The organism is Kitasatospora sp. NPDC002543 (genome assembly GCF_053594915.1).
In genome coordinates, this window is the sequence record NZ_JBSFWR010000041.1 from 21,245 (window position 1) to 40,627 (window position 19,383).

Genomic DNA, 19,383 nt, shown 5'->3' on the forward strand with positions numbered 1-19,383 from the left:
AGAGGTGATTGCTGGTGCGTGCGGAACCGGGGCGACACCCGGCCGCCAGCACACACATCGGACCAGGTTAACGCGTCAGCGCCGCTGGACCAAAACGGATTCGGGGCGGAGCCAGTGGCCCCGCCCCGAATCCGAAGACCGTACGAACTAGTTCTTCTGGATCTGGTCGAAGGAGAGCTCGACCGGGGTCTCCCGGCCGAAGATCTCGACCAGGCCCTTGACCTTCTTCGAGTCCGGGTTGATCTCGTTGATGGTCGCCTGGAGGGTCGCGAACGGACCGTCGGTGACGGTGACCGAGTCGCCGACCTCGAAGTCCAGCACCTGGATCTCGCTCGGCTTGACCGGCGACGGCTTGCCGGCCTCCTTGGCGGCGGCGCGCTCGACGTCGGGGGCGAGCATCTTGACGACCTCGTCCAGGGTCAGCGGGTACGGGTCGTAGGCGTTGCCGACGAAGCCGGTGACACCCGGGGTGTTGCGCACGACGCCCCAGGACTCGGGGGTGAGGTCCATGCGCACCAGGACGTAGCCGGGGAGCTTGTTCTGGCGGATGGTCTTGCGGTCGCCGTTCTTGATCTGGACGACCTCCTCCTGCGGCACCTCGGCCTGGAAGATGTACTCCTCGACGTTCAGCGAGACGGCACGCTGCTCGAGGTTCTGCTTCACCCGGTTCTCGTAGCCGGCGTAGGTGTGGATCACGTACCACTCGCCCGGCATGAAGCGCAGGTCCTCGCGGAACTTGGCGACCGGGTCGACCTCCTCGGCCGGCTCCTCGGCGGCGTCCTCGACGGACTCCTCGGCACCGGCGGGCTCCTCGTCGCCCTCCACGTGCAGCGCGGCCTCCTCGGCGGGCTCGCCGGCCTCGGCCTCGTCGTACGCCTCGACCTCGTCCTCGTCGCTGTCCGCGGCGTCCACGATCTGCTCGGCGGACTCGGCGTCGTCAGCCAGCTCGGCCGCGTCCAGCTCGGCGGCGACATCCGCCTCGCGGACGGTCTCGTCGGCGTCGTACAGGGGGGACTCAGACACGGTGGCGGCTTCTTTCCTGGAGATGGTGAAGGTGGCGCGCTCCTCGACCGCCCGGCGTACGGCCGCTCGCGCGGGCGCCAGGTGAGGTCTCGGAGACTTCAACAGTACCGAGTCCACGGTAACCGCGCGTACGTCCGGCGCCGACAGCTCGACCCGGGCCGATGAATCGGCCCGGGTCGGGAGGCTGTTCGCGAGGTGGGACGGCCGGTCAGCCGAAGACCAGGAGGCTCAGCTTGGAGAAGCCGTAGTCCAGGCCTGCCACGAAGGCCATCACGACCACCACGAAGGTGACCACGACGGCGGTGTAGTTGGTGAGCTCGCCGCGGGTCGGCCAGACGACCTTGCGCAGCTCCGCGATGATCTGGCGGTAGAACAGGGCGGCCCGGGCGAAGAGGCCCTTCTTGGCCCGCTTGCCGGACTTCTTCTGCTTGCCGGACTTCTTCTCGCCCTCAGCCGACGTGGTCTCGGCAGCGCCGTCGGCACCCTCGGGGTTGCCGCTCTCAGGCGTTGCGGTGGAGCCCGTGGTCTCCGTCACTCGTCCTCACCTGAATCCGGGTCCTGCCGAACTTCGCCGCGCACCCGGTTGGGCACGACCAGTCGGCTAGCGGTGCTGATCGGTGCCATCTCCGCATCAAGCCCGCTCACTCCTGTGGAGCGAACGGGCTGAAAACGGATCTAGCAGCAGGGCAAGAGGGACTCGAACCCCCAACCGCCGGTTTTGGAGACCGGTGCTCTACCAATTGAGCTATTGCCCTACGGTGCCTCGCGGCTCCGGTGGCGACCAACCTACCGCATCTCCCCCCGCTGTCTGTACAGGCGGTGAAAGCTCCGGTTTTTCTCGGCGGGCCGTCGAGCAGCGAGTGTACGTGGTCGAGGGGCGTTTGGTCGAACGTCTTCTTCCGGACCGGCCGGTCCGACGGCGGATGTCCGGTCCGGACGGACCTTCGCCGACGAACCGGCGGGGCCGCGATCCGGACGGGAACGTACGGATGCCGATACCCCGATGCCCGGTAGGTCCCGGTTCTGCGACGATGCAGGCATGAGCGCTTCCACCCCGCAGCCCGACCAGTCCATCCGCCCCGCCGACCGCCGGGTCTCCGCCCGGATCGGTGCGATCGCCGAGTCCGCGACCCTCGCCGTGGACGCCAAGGCCAAGGCCCTCAAGGCCGCCGGCCGTCCGGTCATCGGCTTCGGCGCCGGCGAGCCCGACTTCCCCACCCCGGACTACATCGTCGAGGCGGCCGTCGAGGCCTGCCGCGACCCGAAGAACCACCGCTACACCCCGGCGGGTGGCCTGCCCGAGCTGAAGGCCGCGATCGCCGCCAAGACGCTGCGCGACTCCGGCTACGAGGTGGACGCCTCCCAGGTGCTGGTCACCAACGGCGGCAAGCAGGCGATCTACGAGGCCTTCGCGGCGATCCTGGACCCGGGCGACGAGGTCATCATCCCGGCCCCGTACTGGACCACCTACCCGGAGTCGGTCCAGCTGGCCGGCGGTGTCCCGGTGGAGGTCGTCTCCGACGAGACCACCGGCTACAAGGTCTCGGTCGAGCAGCTGGAGGCCGCGCGCACCGAGAACACCAAGGTGGTGCTGTTCGTCTCGCCGTCCAACCCGACCGGCGCGGTGTACACCGAGGCCGAGGCCGAGGCGATCGGCCGCTGGGCGCTGGAGCACGGCCTGTGGGTGCTCACCGACGAGATCTACGAGCACCTGGTGTACGGCGACGCCACCTTCACCTCGCTGCCGGCCCTGCTGCCCGAGCTGGCCGACAAGTGCGTCGTGGTCAACGGCGTGGCCAAGACCTACGCGATGACCGGCTGGCGGGTGGGCTGGGTGATCGGCCCCAAGGACGTCATCAAGGCCGCGACCAACCTCCAGTCGCACGCCACCTCGAACGTCTCCAACGTCGCCCAGCGCGCCGCCCTGGCCGCCGTCGCCGGCGACCTGGACGCCGTCGCCGAGATGCGCGAGGCCTTCGACCGCCGCCGCAAGACCATCGTGCGGATGCTCAACGAGATCGAGGGCGTGTTCTGCCCCGAGCCCGAGGGTGCCTTCTACGCCTACCCGTCGGTCAAGGGCCTGCTGGGCAAGGAGATCCGCGGCCGCCGCCCGCAGACCTCCGGCGAGCTGGCCGCCCTGATCCTGGACGAGGCCGAGGTCGCGGTCGTCCCGGGCGAGGCCTTCGGCACCCCCGGCTACCTGCGCCTGTCCTACGCGCTCGGCGACGCCGACCTGGTCGAGGGCGTCAGCCGGGTCCAGAAGCTGCTCGGCGAGGCCCGCGCCTGACGTCTTTCGTCAATCCGACGTTTGGGATTCACCCGACACACCGCCCTCTTTCACCCCTTCGGGGGATGGAAAGAGGGCGGTTCCCGTACGGGGGCCGTATACGGCAGTATCGGTGAATGGAACGCCTGTTGAACCCGCGAGACGTCAGGGGCCTCCCGAAGGCCCACCTGCACCTGCACTTCACCGGCTCGATGCGGCCCGCCACCCTGCTGGAGCTGGCCGACAAGCACGGCGTCCGGCTCCCGGACGCGCTCAGCTCCGGCGAACCGCCCCGGCTGCGGGCGACCGACGAGCGGGGCTGGTTCCGCTTCCAGCGGCTGTACGACACCGCCCGCTCGGTGCTGCGGGACGAGGAGGACATCCGCCGGCTGGTCCTGGAGACCGCCGAGGACGAGCGGCGGGACGGCTCCCGCTGGCTGGAGATCCAGGTCGACCCGACCTCGTACGCGCCCCGGCTGGGCGGACTGATCCCCGCCCTGGAGCTGATCCTGGACGCGGTGGAGCACGCCGCCTCGGCGACCGGGGTGGGCATCCGGGTCCTGGTCGCGGCCAACCGGATGAAGTCCCCGATGGACGCCCGGACGCTGGCCCGGCTGGCCGTCCGCTACGCCGACCGCGGGGTGGTCGGCTTCGGCCTCTCCAACGACGAGCGCCGGGGCCTGGCCCGGGACTTCGACCGGGCCTTCGCGATCGCCCGCAACGGCGGGCTGCTGGCGGCCCCGCACGGCGGCGAGCTGTCCGGCCCGGAGTCCGTCCGGGACTGCCTGGACGACCTGGGCGCCGGCCGGATCGGCCACGGCGTGCGGGCCGCCGAGGACCCCCGGCTGATGGAGCGGCTGGCCGACCGGCAGGTCACCTGCGAGGTCTGCCCGTCCTCCAACGTCTCGCTCGGCGTCTACGAGCGCCCCGAGGAGGTCCCGCTGCGCCGGCTCTTCGACGCCGGGGTGCCGCTCGCCCTGGGCGCGGACGACCCGCTGCTGTTCGGCAGCCGGCTGGCCGCCCAGTACGAGCTGGTCCGGGACGTGCTGGGCTTCTCCGACGCCGAGCTCGCCGAGCTGGCGCGGCAGTCGGTGCGCGGCTCGGTCGCGCCGGAGGCCGTCCGCAAGGAGCTGCTGGCGGACATCGACGTCTGGCTGGCGGACGGCCGCGCCCCCACGGAGGCGGCCGCCGTCCCCGCCCAGGAGCCGCCGGGTCCGTCCCGCGTCAGAGCTTGACGCCCACCATCACCGGCTCGTTCACCAGCTCCACCCCGAAGGCCTCGCGGACGCCGTCCCGGATCTCCCGGGCCAGCGCCAGCAGGTCCTCGGCGGTGGCCGCGCCGCGGTTGGTGAGCGCCAGGGTGTGCTTGGTGGAGAGCGTCGCCGGGCCGCTGCCGTAGCCCTTGGCGAAGCCGGCCCGGTCGATCAGCCAGGCCGCCGAGGTCTTGGTGCAGCCCTCCGGGGCCGGGTAGGCGGGGGCGTCCTGGGCGCCCGGGCGGGTCCGGAAGGACTCGTACTGCGCGGCCGTGAGCACCGGATTGGTGAAGAAGGAGCCGGCCGACCAGGTGTCGTGGTCCGCCGGGTCCAGCACCATGCCCTTGCCGGCGCGCAGCAGCAGCACCGCGTTCCAGGCCGTGCCGACCGCCACCCGTTCGCCCTGCTCGACGCCCAGGTGCCGGGCCGTCTCCGCGTAGCGGACCGGGGTGGAGAGCCCGCCGGCGTCCTCCAGCCGGAACCGCACCCGCAGCACCACGTAGCGGTCCGGATCGGCCTTGAAGCGGCTGTGCCGGTAGGAGAACGCGCACTCGGCGTTCGACAGCACGACCACCTCGTCGGCGGTGCGGTCGTACGCGACCACCTCGGTGATCGACTGCGCGACCTCCTGGCCGTACGCGCCGACGTTCTGCACCGGGGTGGCGCCCGCCGAGCCGGGGATGCCGGCCAGGAACTCGATGCCCGCCAGGTCGTGGTCCAGCACCGTCCGGCGGACCACCTCGGACCAGGTCTCGCCGGCCGCGACCTCCAGCACGGTGCCGTCCAGGGCGAAGCCCTCGGTGGCGATCCGCAGCACGGTGCCGGGGAAGCCGGCGTCGCCGATCACCAGGTTGGAGCCGCCGCCGACGACCAGCAGCGGCTCGCCGGCCGCGTCGGCCTCGCGGACCGCGGCGATCACCTCGTCGTCGGTGTGGGCGGTCACCAGGCGGCGGGCCGGACCGCCGAGCCGCAGCGTGGTCAGCGGGGCGAGGGGGGCGTCGTTTTCTACCAGCACGCCCACCAGCGTACGGGTGGCCGGGATGCCCCCCGGCACCCCGCCCCGCCCGGATCCGCTCAGACCCGCGCGGGCTCGGCCGGTGCCCCGGCGCGCTCCTGCTCCGCGCCCGCCGCCGGCGCGACCGGCGCCTTGCGCCGCGGGATGAGCGCCGCGGCGAGCGAGCCGAGCGCGACGGCCGCCGCGCCGACGTACAGCGCGGGCACCAGCCCGTCCGTGAAGGCCCGCGCCGACTGGTAGCCGCCCTGGGCCGAGAACACCGCCGCGAGCACCGCCACCCCGAGCGCCCCGCCGACCTCGCGCAGCGCGTTGTTGGCGCCGGAGGCGATCCCCTGCTCCTGCGGCCGGACGCTGGCCATCACCAGCTGGGCGGTCGGCCCGAAGTAGAGCGACATGCCGATCCCGCAGATCACGATGGCCGGCAGCTGGGCGACGTAGTCGAGGCCGGTGCTCCCGTCCACGACCAGGCCGAACCACGCCAGGCCCGCGGCCTGCAGCGCCAGCCCGGTGACCACGATCGGCCGGCCGCCGATCCGGTCGGAGACGACGCCCGCGACGGGCGCGACCAGCAGCGGCATCGCCGTCCAGGGCAACATCCGGACGCCCGCCTCCTGCGGACTGAAGCCGCCGACGCCCTGGAGGTACTGGCTGATCAGGAAGATCGAGCCGAACATCCCCAGGTACATCAGCAGGCTGGCCGCGTTGACGGCGGAGAAGGCCCGGCTGCGGAACAGCCGCATCGGCAGCATCGGGTGGGCGGCCACCCGCTGCTCGTACCAGACGAAGGCGGCCAGCAGCAGGGTGCCGGCGGTCAGGGTGCCGAGGACCAGGGGGCTGGTCCAGCCGTCCGGGTTGCCGCGGATCAGGCCGAGGACGACCCCGAACATCCCCAGGCTGACCAGCACCGTCCCGGGCACGTCCAGGGCGCGGCCCGGGCCCCGGCTCTCGCCCAGCCGCAGGAAGGCCAGCGGCAGCAGGACGAGGCCGACCGGGACGTTCACCCAGAAGATCCACTGCCAGGAGAAGTGCTCGGTCAGCGAGCCGCCGATCAGCGGCCCGGAGGCCACGGCGAGGCCGCTGACCCCCGACCAGATGCCGAAGGCCATGCCCCGCTTGGCCGCGGGCACCGCGGCGGTGAGCAGGGTGAGGGTGAGCGGCATCATCACCGCGGCACCGGTGCCCTGGACGGCGCGGGCGGCGATCAGCTCGCCGATCCCCGGCGAGAGCGCGGCCGCGGCGGAGCCGGCGGTGAAGACCGCCAGGCCGACCAGGAAGATCCGGCGGCGGCCGAAGCGGTCGCCGAGGGCCGCGCCGAACATCAGCAGCACGGCGAAGCTCAGGGTGTAGGCGCTGACCGTCCATTCGAGGTCGGACAGCCCTCCGCCGAGTTCCTCGCGGATCGACGGCAGCGCGGTGGTGACCACCAGGTTGTCCAGCGCGGCCATGAAGCCGGCCGCGCTGACGATCACCAACGTCCAGATCGCGGCTCTGCCCATGGCGGGTTTCTCCGTCATGACGTCCCCCCAGTTCCCTCTAGGTAGTTATCGATCAATAACTTCTTGGGGCCGAAAAAAGGGCCGCACGGTCCCCCGCGCGACCCGCCCGCCGGGCGCCTAGCACCCGTCGAAGCCGGCCCAGATCCGGTGGCCCGGCGGATAGCCCAGCGCCACCAGGGTGTTGATCAGCATTCCGTACGCGAAGAACCGCGTCGCGTCCTGCGCGTCGCCGCCGAGCCGGATCCTGACCCGGTCGAACAGGCCCTCCCACAGCTGCCGGGCGGTCTCCCCGACCTCCTCCTCGCCCGCCGCCCTGGCGGCGGACACCGAGACGTAGAGCTGCATCTGCATCAGCAGCTGGTCGCCGTTCTCGACCAGGCCCATGTACGCGGTGGACATCGCGTCGGCGGCGTCCTGGCCGGTCAGCCCGGTCGAGGCCTCGTCGAACACCCTCCACGTCTCCTCGACGCAGCGCTCCGCGGCCGCGGCGAACATCGCCTGCTTGGACGGGAACAGCCGGAACAGGTACGGCTGCGAGACACCCACCCGGCGGGCGATCGCCTCGGTGGAGGTGCCGTGGTACCCGCCCCGGGCGAACTCGGTCATGGCGGCCCGGACGACGCTCTCGCGCCGCTCCTCCGCGCTCATCCGGATGCTCGACTTCGCCATGGGTCTTAAGTTAGTGGCCAATCACTACCTATGCAAGGCCCGCGGCGTCCGGAGCCCCCACCGCGCGGGAGGGGGCTCCGGCCACGGCCGCGCGCGACACCGGCCGGAGCCGGGATCCCGGCCGCTCAGCCCAGGCGGACGACCGCCCGGGACATGCCGAGCACCTTCTGGCCGCCCGTGGTGGCCAGCAGGTCGACCTGCACCCTGCGGTCGTCCAGCTTCTTGGCGACCTTGGCCGAGACCTCGACCACCGCGCCGACGCCATCGTTCGGCACCGGTACCGGCCGGGTGAAGCGCACGCCGTACTCGACCACCGCGGCCGGGTCGCCGACCCAGTCGGTGACCACCCGGATCGCCTCGGCCATGGTGAACATGCCGTGGGCGATGACGTCCGGCAGGCCGACCTCCAGGGCGAACTTCTCGTTCCAGTGGATCGGGTTGAAGTCGCCCGAGGCACCCGCGTACCGCACCAGTGTGTCGCGGGTCACCGGGAAGGACTGCGCCGGCAGCTCGGTGCCGACCTCGATCCCGTCGTAGTCGATCGCCATCGCGCTCACTCCCCCGCCTCGTCGGCGGCCCGGGCCACCAGGGTCATGACCGACGTCACAACGTGCTCGCCGGTCCCGTCCGCCACCTCGCCACGCACGGTGAGCACGTCGTTGCCCGCCAGTGACTTGATGTTGTCGATGGTCACCACGACCGACAGCCGGTCGCCGGCCCGCACCGGGCGGGTGTAGACGAACTTCTGGTCGCCGTGCACCACCCGGCTGAAGTCCAGCCCGAGCTCCGGGTCCTCGACCACCTGGGCGGCCGCCCGGTAGGTGATCACGAACGGGAAGGTCGGCGGGGCGATCACGTCGGAGTGCCCCAGCGCCTTGGCCGCCTCCGGGTCCCGGTACGCCGGGTTGGCGTCGCCGATCGCGGTCGCGAACTCGCGGATCTTCTCCCGGCCGACCTCGTACGGCTCGGTGGGCGGGTAACTACGCCCGATGAAGGAGGGGTCGAGCGCCATGGCAGCTCCTCGGAACGCGGGTGGATACGAAAAAACTCCGGGCCGCACCCCCTGAGGGATGCGGCCCGGAGCATGAAGACCTGAATTCACACAGGCCCGTCGCCCTGCGAAAGGGTCAGCGGGTCTCGCGGTGCGCGGTGTGCGAGTTGCAGCGGGGGCAGTGCTTCTTCATCTCAAGACGGTCCGGGTCGTTACGCCGGTTCTTCTTGGTGATGTAGTTCCGCTCCTTGCACTCCACGCAGGCCAGCGTGATCTTCGGGCGGACGTCGGTGGCAGCCACGGGAGTGCCTTCCTTGGACAACGAATAAGAACACAACAAGAGTAGCCGACCGGGAGTGCGATCTCCCGACCGACTACGCGGGGTAGCGGTGACCGGACTTGAACCGGTGACACAGCGATTATGAGCCGCTTGCTCTACCAACTGAGCTACACCGCCACAGTGATCCGCAGCACAGCCGGAGCTGACTGCTTCTCACCCGAGCCCCCATGCGGAATCGAACCGCAGACCTTCTCCTTACCATGGAGACGCTCTACCGACTGAGCTATAGGGGCGAACGAGGAAGAGATTACACGTTTCGCGCCCGGAGGTGAAATCCGTATCCCGCGGCGAAGACCGCAGGTGGGCGAGGGGTACGGACGGACGATCCAAGGCCCGGCGTTCGATCGGCCCCGGAGGCGTGCGGCCCGACCCGATACGACTATTGCCCGCCTCCCGGCGCCCCGCCCCCCGGGCCCATAGGCTCGACGCTCATTGATCGGGAGAGCCGGCCGCCGGTACGGGCCGGCCGTACGGGGCCGCCCGCACGGGCCGGCGCGAGAAGGAGCCGGCGATGGACAGCGCAGCCGCCGACGGGCCGCACTCCGGGCCCGGCCCGGCGGCCAACCCGCTCGGGCACGGCCCCGTCCTGCTGCTCACCGGCGCCCGGCTGGCCGACGGGCGGGTGGTGGACGTCCGGATCAGCGGCGACCGGATCCAGGCGGTCGGCACCGTCGGCAGCCTCGGCCCGCTCCCCGCCCTGCCCGGCGCGCCCACCGTCACCACCGGCGCCCGGATCGACCTGCGCGGCTACCTGCTGCTCCCGGCCCCCGCCGAGGCCCACGCCCACTACGACACCGCCTTCTCGGCCGCCCTGACCACCCCGCCGCCCGACACCACGGCCGACCTCACCCGGCGGATCACCGAGGCCGCGCTGACCTCGCTCGGCTACGGCGCCACCGCCCAGCGCACCCACGTCCGGATCGGCGACGTGCACGGACTGCGCCGTCTGGAGGCCGTGCTCACCGCCCGGCAGGCCCTGGGCGGGCTGGCCGAGCTCCAGGCGGTGGCGATGCCCCGGCTGCTCACCGGACGGGCCGGCGCGGACGGCCGGGCGCAGCTGCGCGAGGCGCTCAAGCTGGGCGCCACGGCGGCCGGCGGATGCCCGGAGCTGGACCCTGACCCGGCCGGTTACGTGCAGCTGCTGCTGGAGGCCGCCCGGGAGGCGGACTGCTCGGTGGACCTGCACACCAGTGCCGCCGACTCCGCCCAACTCGCCAGGATGGCCGGGGCGTTGGCGCCGCTGCGGCCGAGGGTGACGCTCGGCCCGTGCGGGTCGCTGGCCCGGGGCGCCTCGACGGTCCTGGCGAGCAGCGGGGTCCGGGTGGTCTGCCTGCCCCAGAACGGCTGCTGCGTCGGGCTGGAGGGCCGCACGCCGGTCCTCCGACCGGGCCTGGTGCGGGAGTTGGCGGCCGCCCGGGTGCCGCTGGCGGCGGGCAGCGGGGCGCTGCGCGACCAGTCCAACCCGGTCGGCCGGGCGGATCCGCTGGAATCGGCCTATCTGCTGGCGGCCGGCGGGGAGTTGGAGCCGGAGGCGGCGTACGACGCGGTGGCGAACCAGGCCCGGGCGGCGCTCGGGCTGGCACCCGTCCGGGTGGACGCCGGGTTCCCGGCGGAGCTGCTGGCGGTGCGCGGGGACAGCCTGGCCGGGGCGCTCGCGGGCGGGCACAGCCGGCTGGTGGTGCACGGCGGCCGGGTGGTCAGCCGGACCAGCGCGGTCCGGGAGTTCGCGGACACGGTGGCGCTGGCGCTGCCCCGGCAGTGCGGGGGCGGGAACGGCTGAGCCGGGAGGCGATTCCGGGGCGACGGGAAGCAGCGGGAAGCAGATGGGGGCGCGCGACGGGTGTCGCGCGCCCCTCCCCCACCTGCCGGCCGTCCGGGGACGGCTGACGAGGCGGCCCCAGGCCTCCCCCACACGGAGCAGGGCCGCTCGTTCGAGAACGACACTACGCCCACGGAGCACCGCCGCCCGGCGGCCTTGACGCCCTCCTGTCGCCCAACGATCCGCTCTTGACGGCGCGTTGACGGCCAGCGCGCCGTCACCGCCGCACCGGCCCGCCACCGCCGCACCGGGCCGTCAGGGCACGTACCGGTACCCGATCCCCGGCTCGGTGATCAGGTGCCGGGGCCGGGCCGGGTCACGCTCCAGCTTGCGGCGCAGCCCCGCGAAGTAGACCCGCAGGTAGTTGCCGCGCTCCTCCTGGGCCGGGCCCCACACCTCGCGCAGGATCTGCCGTCCGGGCACCAGTCGGCCGGGGTTGGCGAGCAGCAGGGCGAGGATGCGCCACTCGGTCGGGGTGAGCCGGACCGTGCCGTTCGGGCCGTTCACCGCGGTCGCCGCGAGGTCCACGGTGTGGTCGCCGATCACCGGACGGCCCAGCGGCACACCGCCCAGCGGCCGGCGCAGCACGGCGCGCAGCCGGGCCAGCAGCTCGTCCATCAGGAACGGCTTGGTGAGGTAGTCGTCGGCGCCCGCGTCCAGGGCGCCCACCTTGTCGGCGGCGTCGGTCCGGCCGGAGAGCACGATGATCGGCATCGCACTGTGGGTGCGCAGGCCGCGCAGCACGTCCATCCCGTCGAGGTCGGGCAGTCCCAGGTCGAGCAGGACGGCGTCCGGGGCGCTGTGCGCGGCGCGGTCCAGGGCCTCGCCGCCGCTGGCGGCGGTGCGGACGGCGTACTGCCGGGCGCTGAGGTTGATCCGCAGGGTGCGCAGGAGAGCCGGCTCGTCGTCGACGACCAAGATCTCACTCATGCGTGGGTTCCTCCCCTGGAACTTCGGGCTCGGCGGTGGCGGGGTCCGCGGCCGCCCCGGCGGCCCCGGCGGCCCCGGCGGCGACGGGCAGGGTGAGCAGCATGGTGGCGCCGCCGCCCGGGGTGTCCTCCACCTCCAGGCTGCCGCCCATCGCCTCGGCGAGGCCGCGGGAGAGTGCGAGGCCGAGGCCGACGCCGGTGGTGTTGTCGGTGTCGCCCAGGCGCTGGAAGGGCAGGAAGACCCGGTCGCGGTCCTCGGGGGCGATGCCGGGGCCTCGGTCGATCACCCGGATCTCGACCTGGTCGGCGTGGTGGCTGGCGGTGACCAGGACGGGCGCGCCGGGGGCGTTGTACCGCAGCGCGTTGGTGATCACGTTGGCGAGCACCCGCTCCAGCAGCGGCGGGTCGGCGAGCACCGGCGGGGCGGTGTCGAGGTCGAGCGGCTGGACCGGCGCGTACGGGTCGGGGAGGCTGTCGAGCGCCCGGGGCAGGATCTCGTCCAGGTGGGTCTCGGTGAGGTGCAGGGTGAGCGCGCCGGCCTGGAGACGGCTCATGTCGAGCAGGTTGTCGACCAGCCGGGTGAGCTTGACCAGCGACTCGTCGGCGGTGGCGAGGAGCTCGGCCTGGTCCGCGGGCGAGAACTCGACGTCGGGGCTGCGCAGCGAGCCGACCGAGGCGCGGGCGGCGGCCAGCGGGGTGCGCAGGTCGTGGCTGACGGCGGCGAGCAGGGCGGTGCGCATCCGGTCGGCGGCCTTGATCGGCTCGACCTCCGCGGCGACCACGGCCAGCCGGTCGCGCTCCAGCGCGGCGGCGACGTGGGCCGCGAAGGCGGTCAGCACCCGCTGGTCGGCGGCGGGCAGCCGACGGCCGGTGAGCACCAGGACGGCGTCCGTGCCGACCGGGACCTCGGTGGTCTCGTGCGGCCCCTCGCCGTCGTCCTGGTGGTCCCCCTCGCAGTGTGCGAGCACCTCGTCGTCGGCCCGGGAGAGCAGGGCGACGGCCCGCATGCCGAAGGCCGTCCGGGACTTCTCCAGCAGGGCGGGCAGCGCGTCGGCGCCGCGCAGCACGCTGCCGGCCAGGGTGGAGAGGGTCTCGGCCTCGGCGGTGGCGCGGGCGGCCCGGCTGGTGAGCCGGCCGGCGTGGTCGACCACGGTGGAGACGGTGAGCGCGATGGCCGCGAAGACCACCAGGGCGACGATGTTGTTGGTCTCGCCGATGGTCAGACTGTGGGTCGGCGGGATGAAGTAGTAGTTGAGCAGCATCGAGGCGACGACCGAGGCCAGCAGGGCCGACACCGCGCCGCCGAGCAGGGCCACGATGACCACGCCGAGCTGGAAGATCAGCGCGTCGGTGGTCAGGTTGATGCTGTGGTGCGCCTGCGAGAGCAGGACGGTGAGCAGCCAGGGCACCGCCAGCCCGGCCAGGTAGCCGGCGATGGTGCGGCGGCGGGAGTGGCGGCGGCCGAGCGAGGGCAGCCGGCCGCGGCCGGTGAACTCGTGGGTGACCATGTGGACGTCGATGTCCTCGGAGGCGTCCACGGTGGTCTGCCCGGTGCCGGGGCCGGTGAGGAAGCGGTTGACCCGGCCGCGGCGGCTGGTCCCGAGCACCAGCTGGGTGGCGTCGTGGGCGCGGGCGAAGGTGAGCAGCGCGGTGGGGACGTCGTCGCCGACCACCACGTGGTAGCTGCCGCCGAGGGTCTCCACCAGCAGCCGCTGCTGGGCGAGCGCACCGGAGGAGGCGCCGGCCAGGCCGTCGCTGCGGGAGACGTGGACGGCCAGCAGGTCGCCGCCGGCCGTGCGGTCGGCGATCCGGGCGGCCCGGCGGATCAGGGTCTCGCCCTCGGGGCCGCCGGTGAGGGCGACCACGACCCGCTCGCGGGTCTCCCAGACCCGGTCGATGTTGTGGCTGGCCCGGTAGTCGCGCAGGCCCTCGTCCACCCGCCCGGCCACCCAGAGCAGGGCGAGTTCGCGCAGGGCGGTGAGGTTGCCGACCCGGAAGTAGTTGGAGAGCGCGGCGTCCACCTTCTCCGCCCTGTAGACGTTGCCGTGGGCCATCCGGCGGCGCAGCGCCTGCGGGGCCATGTCGACGAGTTCGATCTGGTCGGCCCGGCGGACCACCTCGTCCGGGACGGTCTCGCGCTGCGGGATGCCGGTGATCTTCCGGACGACGTCGTTCAGCGACTCCAGGTGCTGGATGTTGACGGTGGTGATGACGTCGATCCCGGCGGCGAGCAGCTCCTCGACGTCCTGCCAGCGCTTGGCGTGCCGGCCGCCGGGGATGTTGGTGTGCGCCAGCTCGTCCACCAGTACGACGGACGGCCGGCGGGCGAGCACGCCGTCGAGGTCCATCTCCTCGAACTCGGCGTCCCGGTAGGCACGGTGGACCCTCGGCAGGACCTCCAGGCCCGCCAGCATGGCCTCGGTGTGGCGTCTGCCGTGGCACTCGATGTAGCCGACCGCGACGTCGACCCCGCGTTCCTGTCTGCGCCGGGCCTCGTCCAGCATCCGGTAGGTCTTGCCGACCCCCGGCGCGGAGCCGAGGTACACCCTCAGGCGGCCGCCGCGGATGCCGGTGCCGGGGGTGAGGTCGCGGGCCATGGGCACTGCTCTTTCCATCGGAGGTGGTGCACGTCTGCGGACGCGGGTCGGCCGGCCCGGGCGCGGGAGGCATGCTCCCGCACCCGGGCCGGCCCGGTCACCCGTTTGTTCGATGTGGTGTCACTTCTGCTCGCTGAGCGCCTTGTTGAGCAGCACGACGTTGACGCCCTCGTTGCCGAGGAAGCCGATCGAGCGGCCCTCGGTGTACTCGTCGACCAGTTTGTTCACCGTCTCCACCGGCAGGCCGCGCGTCCTGGCGACCCGGTCGGCCTGCTCCTTGGCGTACGCGACCGAGATGTGCGGGTCGAGGCCGGAGCCGGAGGCGGTCAGCGCGTCGGCCGGGACGCTCGCCGGGTCGACGCCGTCGAAGGCGGCGACGGCGGCGCGGCGGTCCTCGACGGCCTTCAGCAGGTCCTCGCTGTTCGGGCCGAGGTTGCTGGCGCTGGACGAGGAGGCGTCGTAGCCGGTCCCGGCGGCGGAGGGCCGGGGCTGGAACCACTTAGGGTCCGGCCGGGCCTCCTCCTTCGGGTCCTCGGGGTCCTTCTTCGGGAGGTCGAAGTTCTGGCCGATCAGGCTGGAGCCGATCTCCTTGCCGTCGGACGAGACCGGCGAGCCGTTCGCCCTGTCGCCGAAGGCGACCTGGGAGACACCGGTGATCAGCAGCGGGTAGGCGACCCCGAGGATCACGGTCAGCACGAGGAGGACCCGCAGGGCCGTGAGGTGGGTGCGGAGGGTCGTCGGCAGGGGCTTGGACATGGTTTTCTCTCCTTCCCCGCGTCAGCCGAGGCCGGGGATGAACTGGACGATCAGGTCGATCAGCTTGATGCCGACGAACGGCACCACCAGGCCGCCGAAGCCGTAGACCCCGATGTTGCGGCGCAGCAGCGAGCTGGCGTCGGACGGGCGGTAGCGCACGCCGCGCAGGGCGAGCGGGATCAGGCCGATGATGACCAGGGCGTTGAAGACGATCGCCGAGGTGATCGCGGACTGCGGGCTGTGCAGGCCCATGATGTTGAGGTGGCTCAGGCCCGGGTAGACCCCGGCGAACATCGCGGGGATGATCGCGAAGTACTTGGCCACGTCGTTGGCGATCGAGAAGGTGGTCAGCGCGCCGCGGGTGATCAGGAGCTGCTTGCCGATCTCCACGATCTCGATCAGCTTGGTCGGGTTGGAGTCCAGGTCGACCATGTTGCCGGCCTCCTTGGCCGCCATGGTCCCGGTGTTCATCGCGACGCCGACGTCGGCCTGGGCGAGCGCGGGGGCGTCGTTGGTGCCGTCGCCGGTCATCGCGACCAGCTTGCCGCCCTCCTGCTCCTTCTTGATCAGGGCCATCTTGTCCTCGGGTGTGGCCTCGGCGAGGAAGTCGTCCACGCCGGCCTCCTCCGCGATCGCCTTGGCGGTCAGCGGGTTGTCGCCCGTGATCATGATGGTCTTGATGCCCATCCGGCGGAGCTCGTCGAAGCGCTCCCGCATGCCCTCCTTGACCACGTCCTTGAGGTGGATGACCCCGAGGACGCGGGCGGGCCCGTCGCCGACCCTGGTGGCGACCACCAGCGGGGTGCCACCCGCGGCGGAGATCCCGTCGACCAGGGCGGAGACCTCGCCGCCGACCGAACCACCGTTCTCCGTCACCCAGTTGGAGACGGCGCCGGCCGCTCCCTTGCGGACCTGGTGAAGGCCCTCGGCCTCGTCCAGGTCGACGCCGGACATCCGGGTCTGGGCGGTGAACGGGACCCAGGTGGCGTGCGTCAGCTCGCCCTGGGCGCGGGCCCGCAGACCGTACTCGGTCTTGGCGAGCACCACGATCGAGCGGCCCTCCGGGGTCTCGTCCGCGAGGGAGGAGAGCTGGGCGGCGTCGGCCAGTTCGTCGGTGGACACGCCCGGGGCGGCCAGGAACTCGGCGGCCTGGCGGTTGCCCAGGGTGATGGTGCCGGTCTTGTCGAGCAGCAGGGTGTTGACGTCGCCGGCGGCCTCGACGGCACGGCCGGACATCGCCAGCACGTTGCGCTGCACCAGCCGGTCCATGCCCGCGATGCCGATCGCGGAGAGCAGCGCGCCGATGGTGGTCGGGATCAGCGCCACGATCAGGGCGACCAGGACGATCATCGACTGCGGGGCGCCCGCGTAGGTGGCCATCGGCTGGAGCGTGACGACCGCGACCAGGAAGACGATGGTCAGCGAGGCCAGCAGGATGTTGAGCGCGATCTCGTTCGGCGTCTTCTGCCGGGCGGCGCCCTCGACCAGGGCGATCATCCGGTCGATGAAGGACTTGCCGGGCTCCGAGGCGATCTTCACCACGATCCGGTCGGACAGCACCTTGGTGCCGCCGGTGACGGCGCTGCGGTCGCCGCCGGACTCGCGGATCACCGGCGCGGACTCACCGGTGATCGCCGACTCGTCGACGGACGCGACGCCCTCGACCACGTCGCCGTCACCGGGGATGACCTGCCCGGCCTCGACCACCACGTGGTCGCCGAGCCGCAGCGCCGTGCCCGGCACCTCCTCCTCGGCCCGGGTGGCGGGCCAGTTCGTGAGGCGGCGGGCGACGCTCTCGGTCTTCGTCTTGCGCAGGGTGTCGGCCTGGGCCTTGCCGCGCCCCTCGGCGACGGCCTCGGCCAGGTTGGCGAAGATCGTGGTGAGCCAGAGCCAGACGGTGATGGCCCAGGCGAACACGGACGGGTCGGCGATCGCGGCGACGGTGGTGACCACCGAACCGACCTCGACCACGAACATCACCGGGTTCTTGACCATCACCCGGGGATCGAGCTTCCTCACCGCGTCCGGCAGGGACGCGACGATCAGCTTGGGGTCGAGCAGACCGCTCGCCACTCTGTGCGGCGCGGCAGGCTCGGCCTTGTCGGCCGGTGCGGGGTTGAGCGTAGGGGTGGACATCAGGAGGACAGACCTTCCGCGATCGGCCCGAGAGCCAGGGCCGGGAAGTAGGTGAGGCCGACGACGATCAGGATCACGCCCGACAGCAGGCCCACGAACAGCGGCTTGTGGGTGGGCAGGGTGCCCGGGGTGGCCGGGACCGGCTGCTGCTGGGCGAGCGAGCCGGCCAGCGCCAGGACAAAGACGATCGGCAGCAGCCGGCCGAAGATCATCGCCAGGCCGAGCGCGGTGTCGTACCAGTCGGTGTTGACGGTGATGCCGCCGAAGGCCGAGCCGTTGTTGTTGGAGGCCGAGGTGAAGGCGTACAGCACCTCGGAGAAGCCGTGGGCGCCCGAGTTGAGCATCCCGGCGCGCTCGCCCGGCAGGGCCATCGCCACACCCGTGCCGACCAGCACGATCGTCGGCGTGGTGAGGATGTACAGCGAGGCGAACTTCATCTCCCGGCCGCCGAGCTTCTTGCCCAGGTACTCGGGGGTGCGGCCGACCATCAGACCGGCCACGAACACCGCGACGACCGCCAGCACGAGCATCCCGTACAGGCCGGAGCCCACACCGCCGGGCGCGATCTCGCCCAGCATCATGTTGAAGACCGTCAGCCCGCCGCCGAACGGCGTGTACGAGTCGTGGAAGGAGTTCACCGCACCGGTCGAGGTCAGCGTGGTCGAAGCGGCGAACAGCGAGCTGGCGGCGATGCCGAAGCGCTGCTCCTTGCCCTCCATCGCGGCGCCCGCGGCCTGCAGGGCGGTGCCCTGGTGCTGCGACTCGGCGAGGGTCAGCAGACCCACCGAGGCGATCCAGAACAGGCCCATCACGGCGACGATCGCGTAGCCCTGGCGGTTGTCCCCCACCATCCGGCCGAAGGTCCGCGGCAGCGCGAACGGGATCAGCAGGATCAGGAAGATCTCGACCAGGTTGGTGAAACCGGTCGGGTTCTCGAACGGGTGCGCCGAGTTGGCGTTGAAGAAGCCGCCGCCGTTGGTGCCGAGCAGCTTGATGACCTCCTGCGAGGCCACCGGCCCGCCCGGGATCTTCTGGACGCCGCCCGCGAGGTTGGTGACCTCGTGGAAGCCGTGGAAGTTCTGGATCACGCCGTTGGCGGCCAGGACCAGGGCGAAGACGATCGAGACCGGCAGCAGCAGGCGCAGGTTGATCCGGACGAGATCCACCCAGAAGTTGCCGACCCGGTCCGTCCGGTTGCGGGTGAAACCCCGGACCAGCGCGGCGACGACGGCGATGCCGACGGCCGCGGAGACGAAGTTCTGCACCGCCAGGCCCGCCATCTGCGCCAGGTGGCCCATCGCGGACTCGCCGCCGTAGGACTGCCAGTTGGTGTTGGCGACGAACGAGATCGCGGTGTTCCAGGCCTGGTGGCCCTCCATCTGCGGAACGCCCAGGTTCAGCAGCAGGTAGCCCTGGAGGCGGATCAGGCCGTAGAGGAAGAGGACGGAGACGGCCGAGAAGGCCAGCACCGAGCGGAGGTACGCCGGCCACCGCTGGTCGGCGTCCCCGTCGACGCCGATCAGCTTGTAGATGCCGCGCTCGACTCTGAGGTGCTTGGCGGAGGTGAGGAGCTTGGCGATGTAGTCGCCAAGGGGGCGGTAGCACAGGGCCAGCGCGCCGACGAGGGCGATGACCTGGAGCCAGCCCGCGAGAGTGGATCCCATGTCAGAACTTCTCCGGGAAGATCAGCGCCACGACGAGATAGCCGACGAGCGCGACGGCCACGACCAAGCCAGCGATGTTCTCCGCGCTCATGCGGCCACCTCGCTGCGCTCGCCGGGCACCTGGCGCGACACGCGCCCCACAATGGATCGTTCGCTGCGCTCACTCACAGCTTCTCCACCCCCCGCGCGATCAGGGCGATGACGGCGAACACGGCGACCGTGACACCGACGTAGATGAGATCGGACATGGGCTCCACCAGAGCGGTTCGGGAGATGCCGCGACCTGGGCCGAAGGGCTCGCGCGGCGCCGGCGGACGACCGGCAGATGCAGCAAAGCAGCCGTCAGGGGCGCGTTATTGGCCCCTGACGCCCTCCATACGGGTGATAGCGCGACGTTGACGCGACGTTGACGGGCGCTTCACCGGACCG

The 19,383-nt window shown here is 72.1% G+C and carries 17 protein-coding genes and 3 tRNA genes; 3 read left to right on the forward strand and 17 right to left on the reverse strand.

Annotated features, from left to right (window positions below; genetic code table 11):
* Positions 1-147 precede the first annotated feature (147 nt).
* The 3 genes from nusG to ACWD4P_RS19120 all read right to left on the reverse strand — a co-directional run bounded on the left by nusG (position 148) and on the right by ACWD4P_RS19120 (position 1,778).
* On the reverse strand, positions 148-1,023 hold the full coding sequence (gene nusG / locus ACWD4P_RS19110) for a transcription termination/antitermination protein NusG (protein WP_359823739.1): 876 nt from the start codon (positions 1,021-1,023) through the stop codon (positions 148-150).
* Between the two features lie 208 nt (positions 1,024-1,231).
* On the reverse strand, positions 1,232-1,558 hold the full coding sequence (gene secE, locus ACWD4P_RS19115) for a preprotein translocase subunit SecE (RefSeq protein ID WP_359823736.1): 327 nt from the start codon (positions 1,556-1,558) through the stop codon (positions 1,232-1,234).
* A gap of 147 nt (positions 1,559-1,705) precedes the next feature.
* Positions 1,706-1,778 (reverse strand) — tRNA-Trp (locus tag ACWD4P_RS19120).
* A gap of 284 nt (positions 1,779-2,062) precedes the next feature.
* Here ACWD4P_RS19120 and ACWD4P_RS19125 point away from each other — a divergent pair.
* Both ACWD4P_RS19125 and ACWD4P_RS19130 read left to right on the forward strand, forming a co-directional pair.
* Positions 2,063-3,310 (forward strand): pyridoxal phosphate-dependent aminotransferase, encoded by a 1,248-nt coding sequence (locus ACWD4P_RS19125; RefSeq protein ID WP_359823734.1) that lies wholly within the window; start codon positions 2,063-2,065, stop codon positions 3,308-3,310.
* Between the two features lie 116 nt (positions 3,311-3,426).
* Positions 3,427-4,524: an adenosine deaminase gene (locus tag ACWD4P_RS19130; RefSeq protein WP_449780353.1), complete on the forward strand. Its 1,098-nt coding sequence runs from the start codon at positions 3,427-3,429 to the stop codon at positions 4,522-4,524.
* On the opposite strand, the gene ACWD4P_RS19135 is transcribed toward ACWD4P_RS19130, so the two are convergent.
* The 8 genes from ACWD4P_RS19135 to ACWD4P_RS19170 all read right to left on the reverse strand — a co-directional run bounded on the left by ACWD4P_RS19135 (position 4,514) and on the right by ACWD4P_RS19170 (position 9,286).
* Entirely contained in the window at positions 4,514-5,557 is a 1,044-nt protein-coding gene (locus tag ACWD4P_RS19135) for a UDP-N-acetylmuramate dehydrogenase (protein WP_449780354.1), read from the reverse strand. The genes ACWD4P_RS19130 and ACWD4P_RS19135 overlap by 11 nt on opposite strands.
* A gap of 59 nt (positions 5,558-5,616) precedes the next feature.
* Complete coding sequence (locus tag ACWD4P_RS19140) at positions 5,617-7,071, reverse strand: MFS transporter (RefSeq protein WP_449780355.1); 1,455 nt, start codon at positions 7,069-7,071, stop codon at positions 5,617-5,619.
* Between the two features lie 99 nt (positions 7,072-7,170).
* Complete coding sequence (locus tag ACWD4P_RS19145) at positions 7,171-7,722, reverse strand: TetR/AcrR family transcriptional regulator (RefSeq protein WP_359828482.1); 552 nt, start codon at positions 7,720-7,722, stop codon at positions 7,171-7,173.
* A 125-nt stretch (positions 7,723-7,847) separates the two neighbouring features.
* Complete coding sequence (locus ACWD4P_RS19150) at positions 7,848-8,270, reverse strand: MaoC family dehydratase (RefSeq protein WP_359828481.1); 423 nt, start codon at positions 8,268-8,270, stop codon at positions 7,848-7,850.
* 5 nt (positions 8,271-8,275) lie between these two features.
* On the reverse strand, positions 8,276-8,734 hold the full coding sequence (locus ACWD4P_RS19155) for an FAS1-like dehydratase domain-containing protein (RefSeq protein WP_449780356.1): 459 nt from the start codon (positions 8,732-8,734) through the stop codon (positions 8,276-8,278).
* A 115-nt stretch (positions 8,735-8,849) separates the two neighbouring features.
* The gene (rpmG, locus tag ACWD4P_RS19160) at positions 8,850-9,014 is read right to left on the reverse strand and encodes a 50S ribosomal protein L33 (protein ID WP_006604855.1); all 165 of its coding nucleotides are present in this window, start codon (positions 9,012-9,014) and stop codon (positions 8,850-8,852) included.
* An 83-nt stretch (positions 9,015-9,097) separates the two neighbouring features.
* A tRNA-Met gene (locus ACWD4P_RS19165) sits at positions 9,098-9,170 on the reverse strand.
* A 43-nt stretch (positions 9,171-9,213) separates the two neighbouring features.
* A tRNA-Thr gene (locus ACWD4P_RS19170) sits at positions 9,214-9,286 on the reverse strand.
* A gap of 278 nt (positions 9,287-9,564) precedes the next feature.
* On the opposite strand from ACWD4P_RS19170, the gene ACWD4P_RS19175 reads away from it, so the two are divergent.
* Positions 9,565-10,833: a hydrolase gene (locus ACWD4P_RS19175; protein WP_449780357.1), complete on the forward strand. Its 1,269-nt coding sequence runs from the start codon at positions 9,565-9,567 to the stop codon at positions 10,831-10,833.
* A 294-nt stretch (positions 10,834-11,127) separates the two neighbouring features.
* Here the strand turns inward: ACWD4P_RS19175 and ACWD4P_RS19180 are convergent, their stop codons facing one another.
* The 6 genes from ACWD4P_RS19180 to kdpF form a co-directional block, all read right to left on the reverse strand.
* Entirely contained in the window at positions 11,128-11,802 is a 675-nt protein-coding gene (locus ACWD4P_RS19180) for a response regulator (RefSeq protein WP_359828476.1), read from the reverse strand.
* Positions 11,795-14,398 (reverse strand): ATP-binding protein, encoded by a 2,604-nt coding sequence (locus ACWD4P_RS19185; protein ID WP_449780358.1) that lies wholly within the window; start codon positions 14,396-14,398, stop codon positions 11,795-11,797. The genes ACWD4P_RS19180 and ACWD4P_RS19185 overlap by 8 nt, the downstream gene beginning before the upstream one ends.
* Before the next feature lie 120 nt (positions 14,399-14,518).
* On the reverse strand, positions 14,519-15,154 hold the full coding sequence (gene kdpC / locus ACWD4P_RS19190; RefSeq protein ID WP_449780359.1) for a potassium-transporting ATPase subunit KdpC: 636 nt from the start codon (positions 15,152-15,154) through the stop codon (positions 14,519-14,521).
* Positions 15,155-15,175: 21 nt separating this feature from the next.
* Positions 15,176-17,290 (reverse strand): potassium-transporting ATPase subunit KdpB, encoded by a 2,115-nt coding sequence (kdpB, locus tag ACWD4P_RS19195; protein ID WP_449780360.1) that lies wholly within the window; start codon positions 17,288-17,290, stop codon positions 15,176-15,178.
* Positions 17,290-18,954 (reverse strand): potassium-transporting ATPase subunit KdpA, encoded by a 1,665-nt coding sequence (kdpA, locus tag ACWD4P_RS19200; protein WP_359828469.1) that lies wholly within the window; start codon positions 18,952-18,954, stop codon positions 17,290-17,292. The genes kdpB and kdpA overlap by 1 nt, the downstream gene beginning before the upstream one ends.
* A gap of 1 nt (position 18,955) precedes the next feature.
* On the reverse strand, positions 18,956-19,045 hold the full coding sequence (gene kdpF / locus ACWD4P_RS19205; protein WP_045693083.1) for a K(+)-transporting ATPase subunit F: 90 nt from the start codon (positions 19,043-19,045) through the stop codon (positions 18,956-18,958).
* Between the last annotated feature and the right edge of the window lie 338 nt (positions 19,046-19,383).

Bases quoted from the DNA above. Each gene is read 5' to 3' on its own strand.
- ACWD4P_RS19180 (WP_359828476.1), bottom strand. From the start codon at position 11,802: ATGAGTGAGATCTTGGTCGTCGACGACGAGCCGGCTCTCCTGCGCACC.
- ACWD4P_RS19145 (WP_359828482.1), bottom strand. From the start codon at position 7,722: ATGGCGAAGTCGAGCATCCGGATGAGCGCGGAGGAGCGGCGCGAGAGC.
- kdpA (WP_359828469.1), bottom strand. From the start codon at position 18,954: ATGGGATCCACTCTCGCGGGCTGGCTCCAGGTCATCGCCCTCGTCGGC.
- ACWD4P_RS19125 (WP_359823734.1), top strand. From the start codon at position 2,063: ATGAGCGCTTCCACCCCGCAGCCCGACCAGTCCATCCGCCCCGCCGAC.
- kdpF (WP_045693083.1), bottom strand. From the start codon at position 19,045: ATGAGCGCGGAGAACATCGCTGGCTTGGTCGTGGCCGTCGCGCTCGTC.
- ACWD4P_RS19140 (WP_449780355.1), bottom strand. From the start codon at position 7,071: ATGACGGAGAAACCCGCCATGGGCAGAGCCGCGATCTGGACGTTGGTG.
- ACWD4P_RS19150 (WP_359828481.1), bottom strand. From the start codon at position 8,270: ATGGCGATCGACTACGACGGGATCGAGGTCGGCACCGAGCTGCCGGCG.
- ACWD4P_RS19185 (WP_449780358.1), bottom strand. From the start codon at position 14,398: ATGGCCCGCGACCTCACCCCCGGCACCGGCATCCGCGGCGGCCGCCTG.
- ACWD4P_RS19155 (WP_449780356.1), bottom strand. From the start codon at position 8,734: ATGGCGCTCGACCCCTCCTTCATCGGGCGTAGTTACCCGCCCACCGAG.
- ACWD4P_RS19130 (WP_449780353.1), top strand. From the start codon at position 3,427: ATGGAACGCCTGTTGAACCCGCGAGACGTCAGGGGCCTCCCGAAGGCC.
- kdpC (WP_449780359.1), bottom strand. From the start codon at position 15,154: ATGTCCAAGCCCCTGCCGACGACCCTCCGCACCCACCTCACGGCCCTG.
- kdpB (WP_449780360.1), bottom strand. From the start codon at position 17,290: ATGTCCACCCCTACGCTCAACCCCGCACCGGCCGACAAGGCCGAGCCT.
- ACWD4P_RS19175 (WP_449780357.1), top strand. From the start codon at position 9,565: ATGGACAGCGCAGCCGCCGACGGGCCGCACTCCGGGCCCGGCCCGGCG.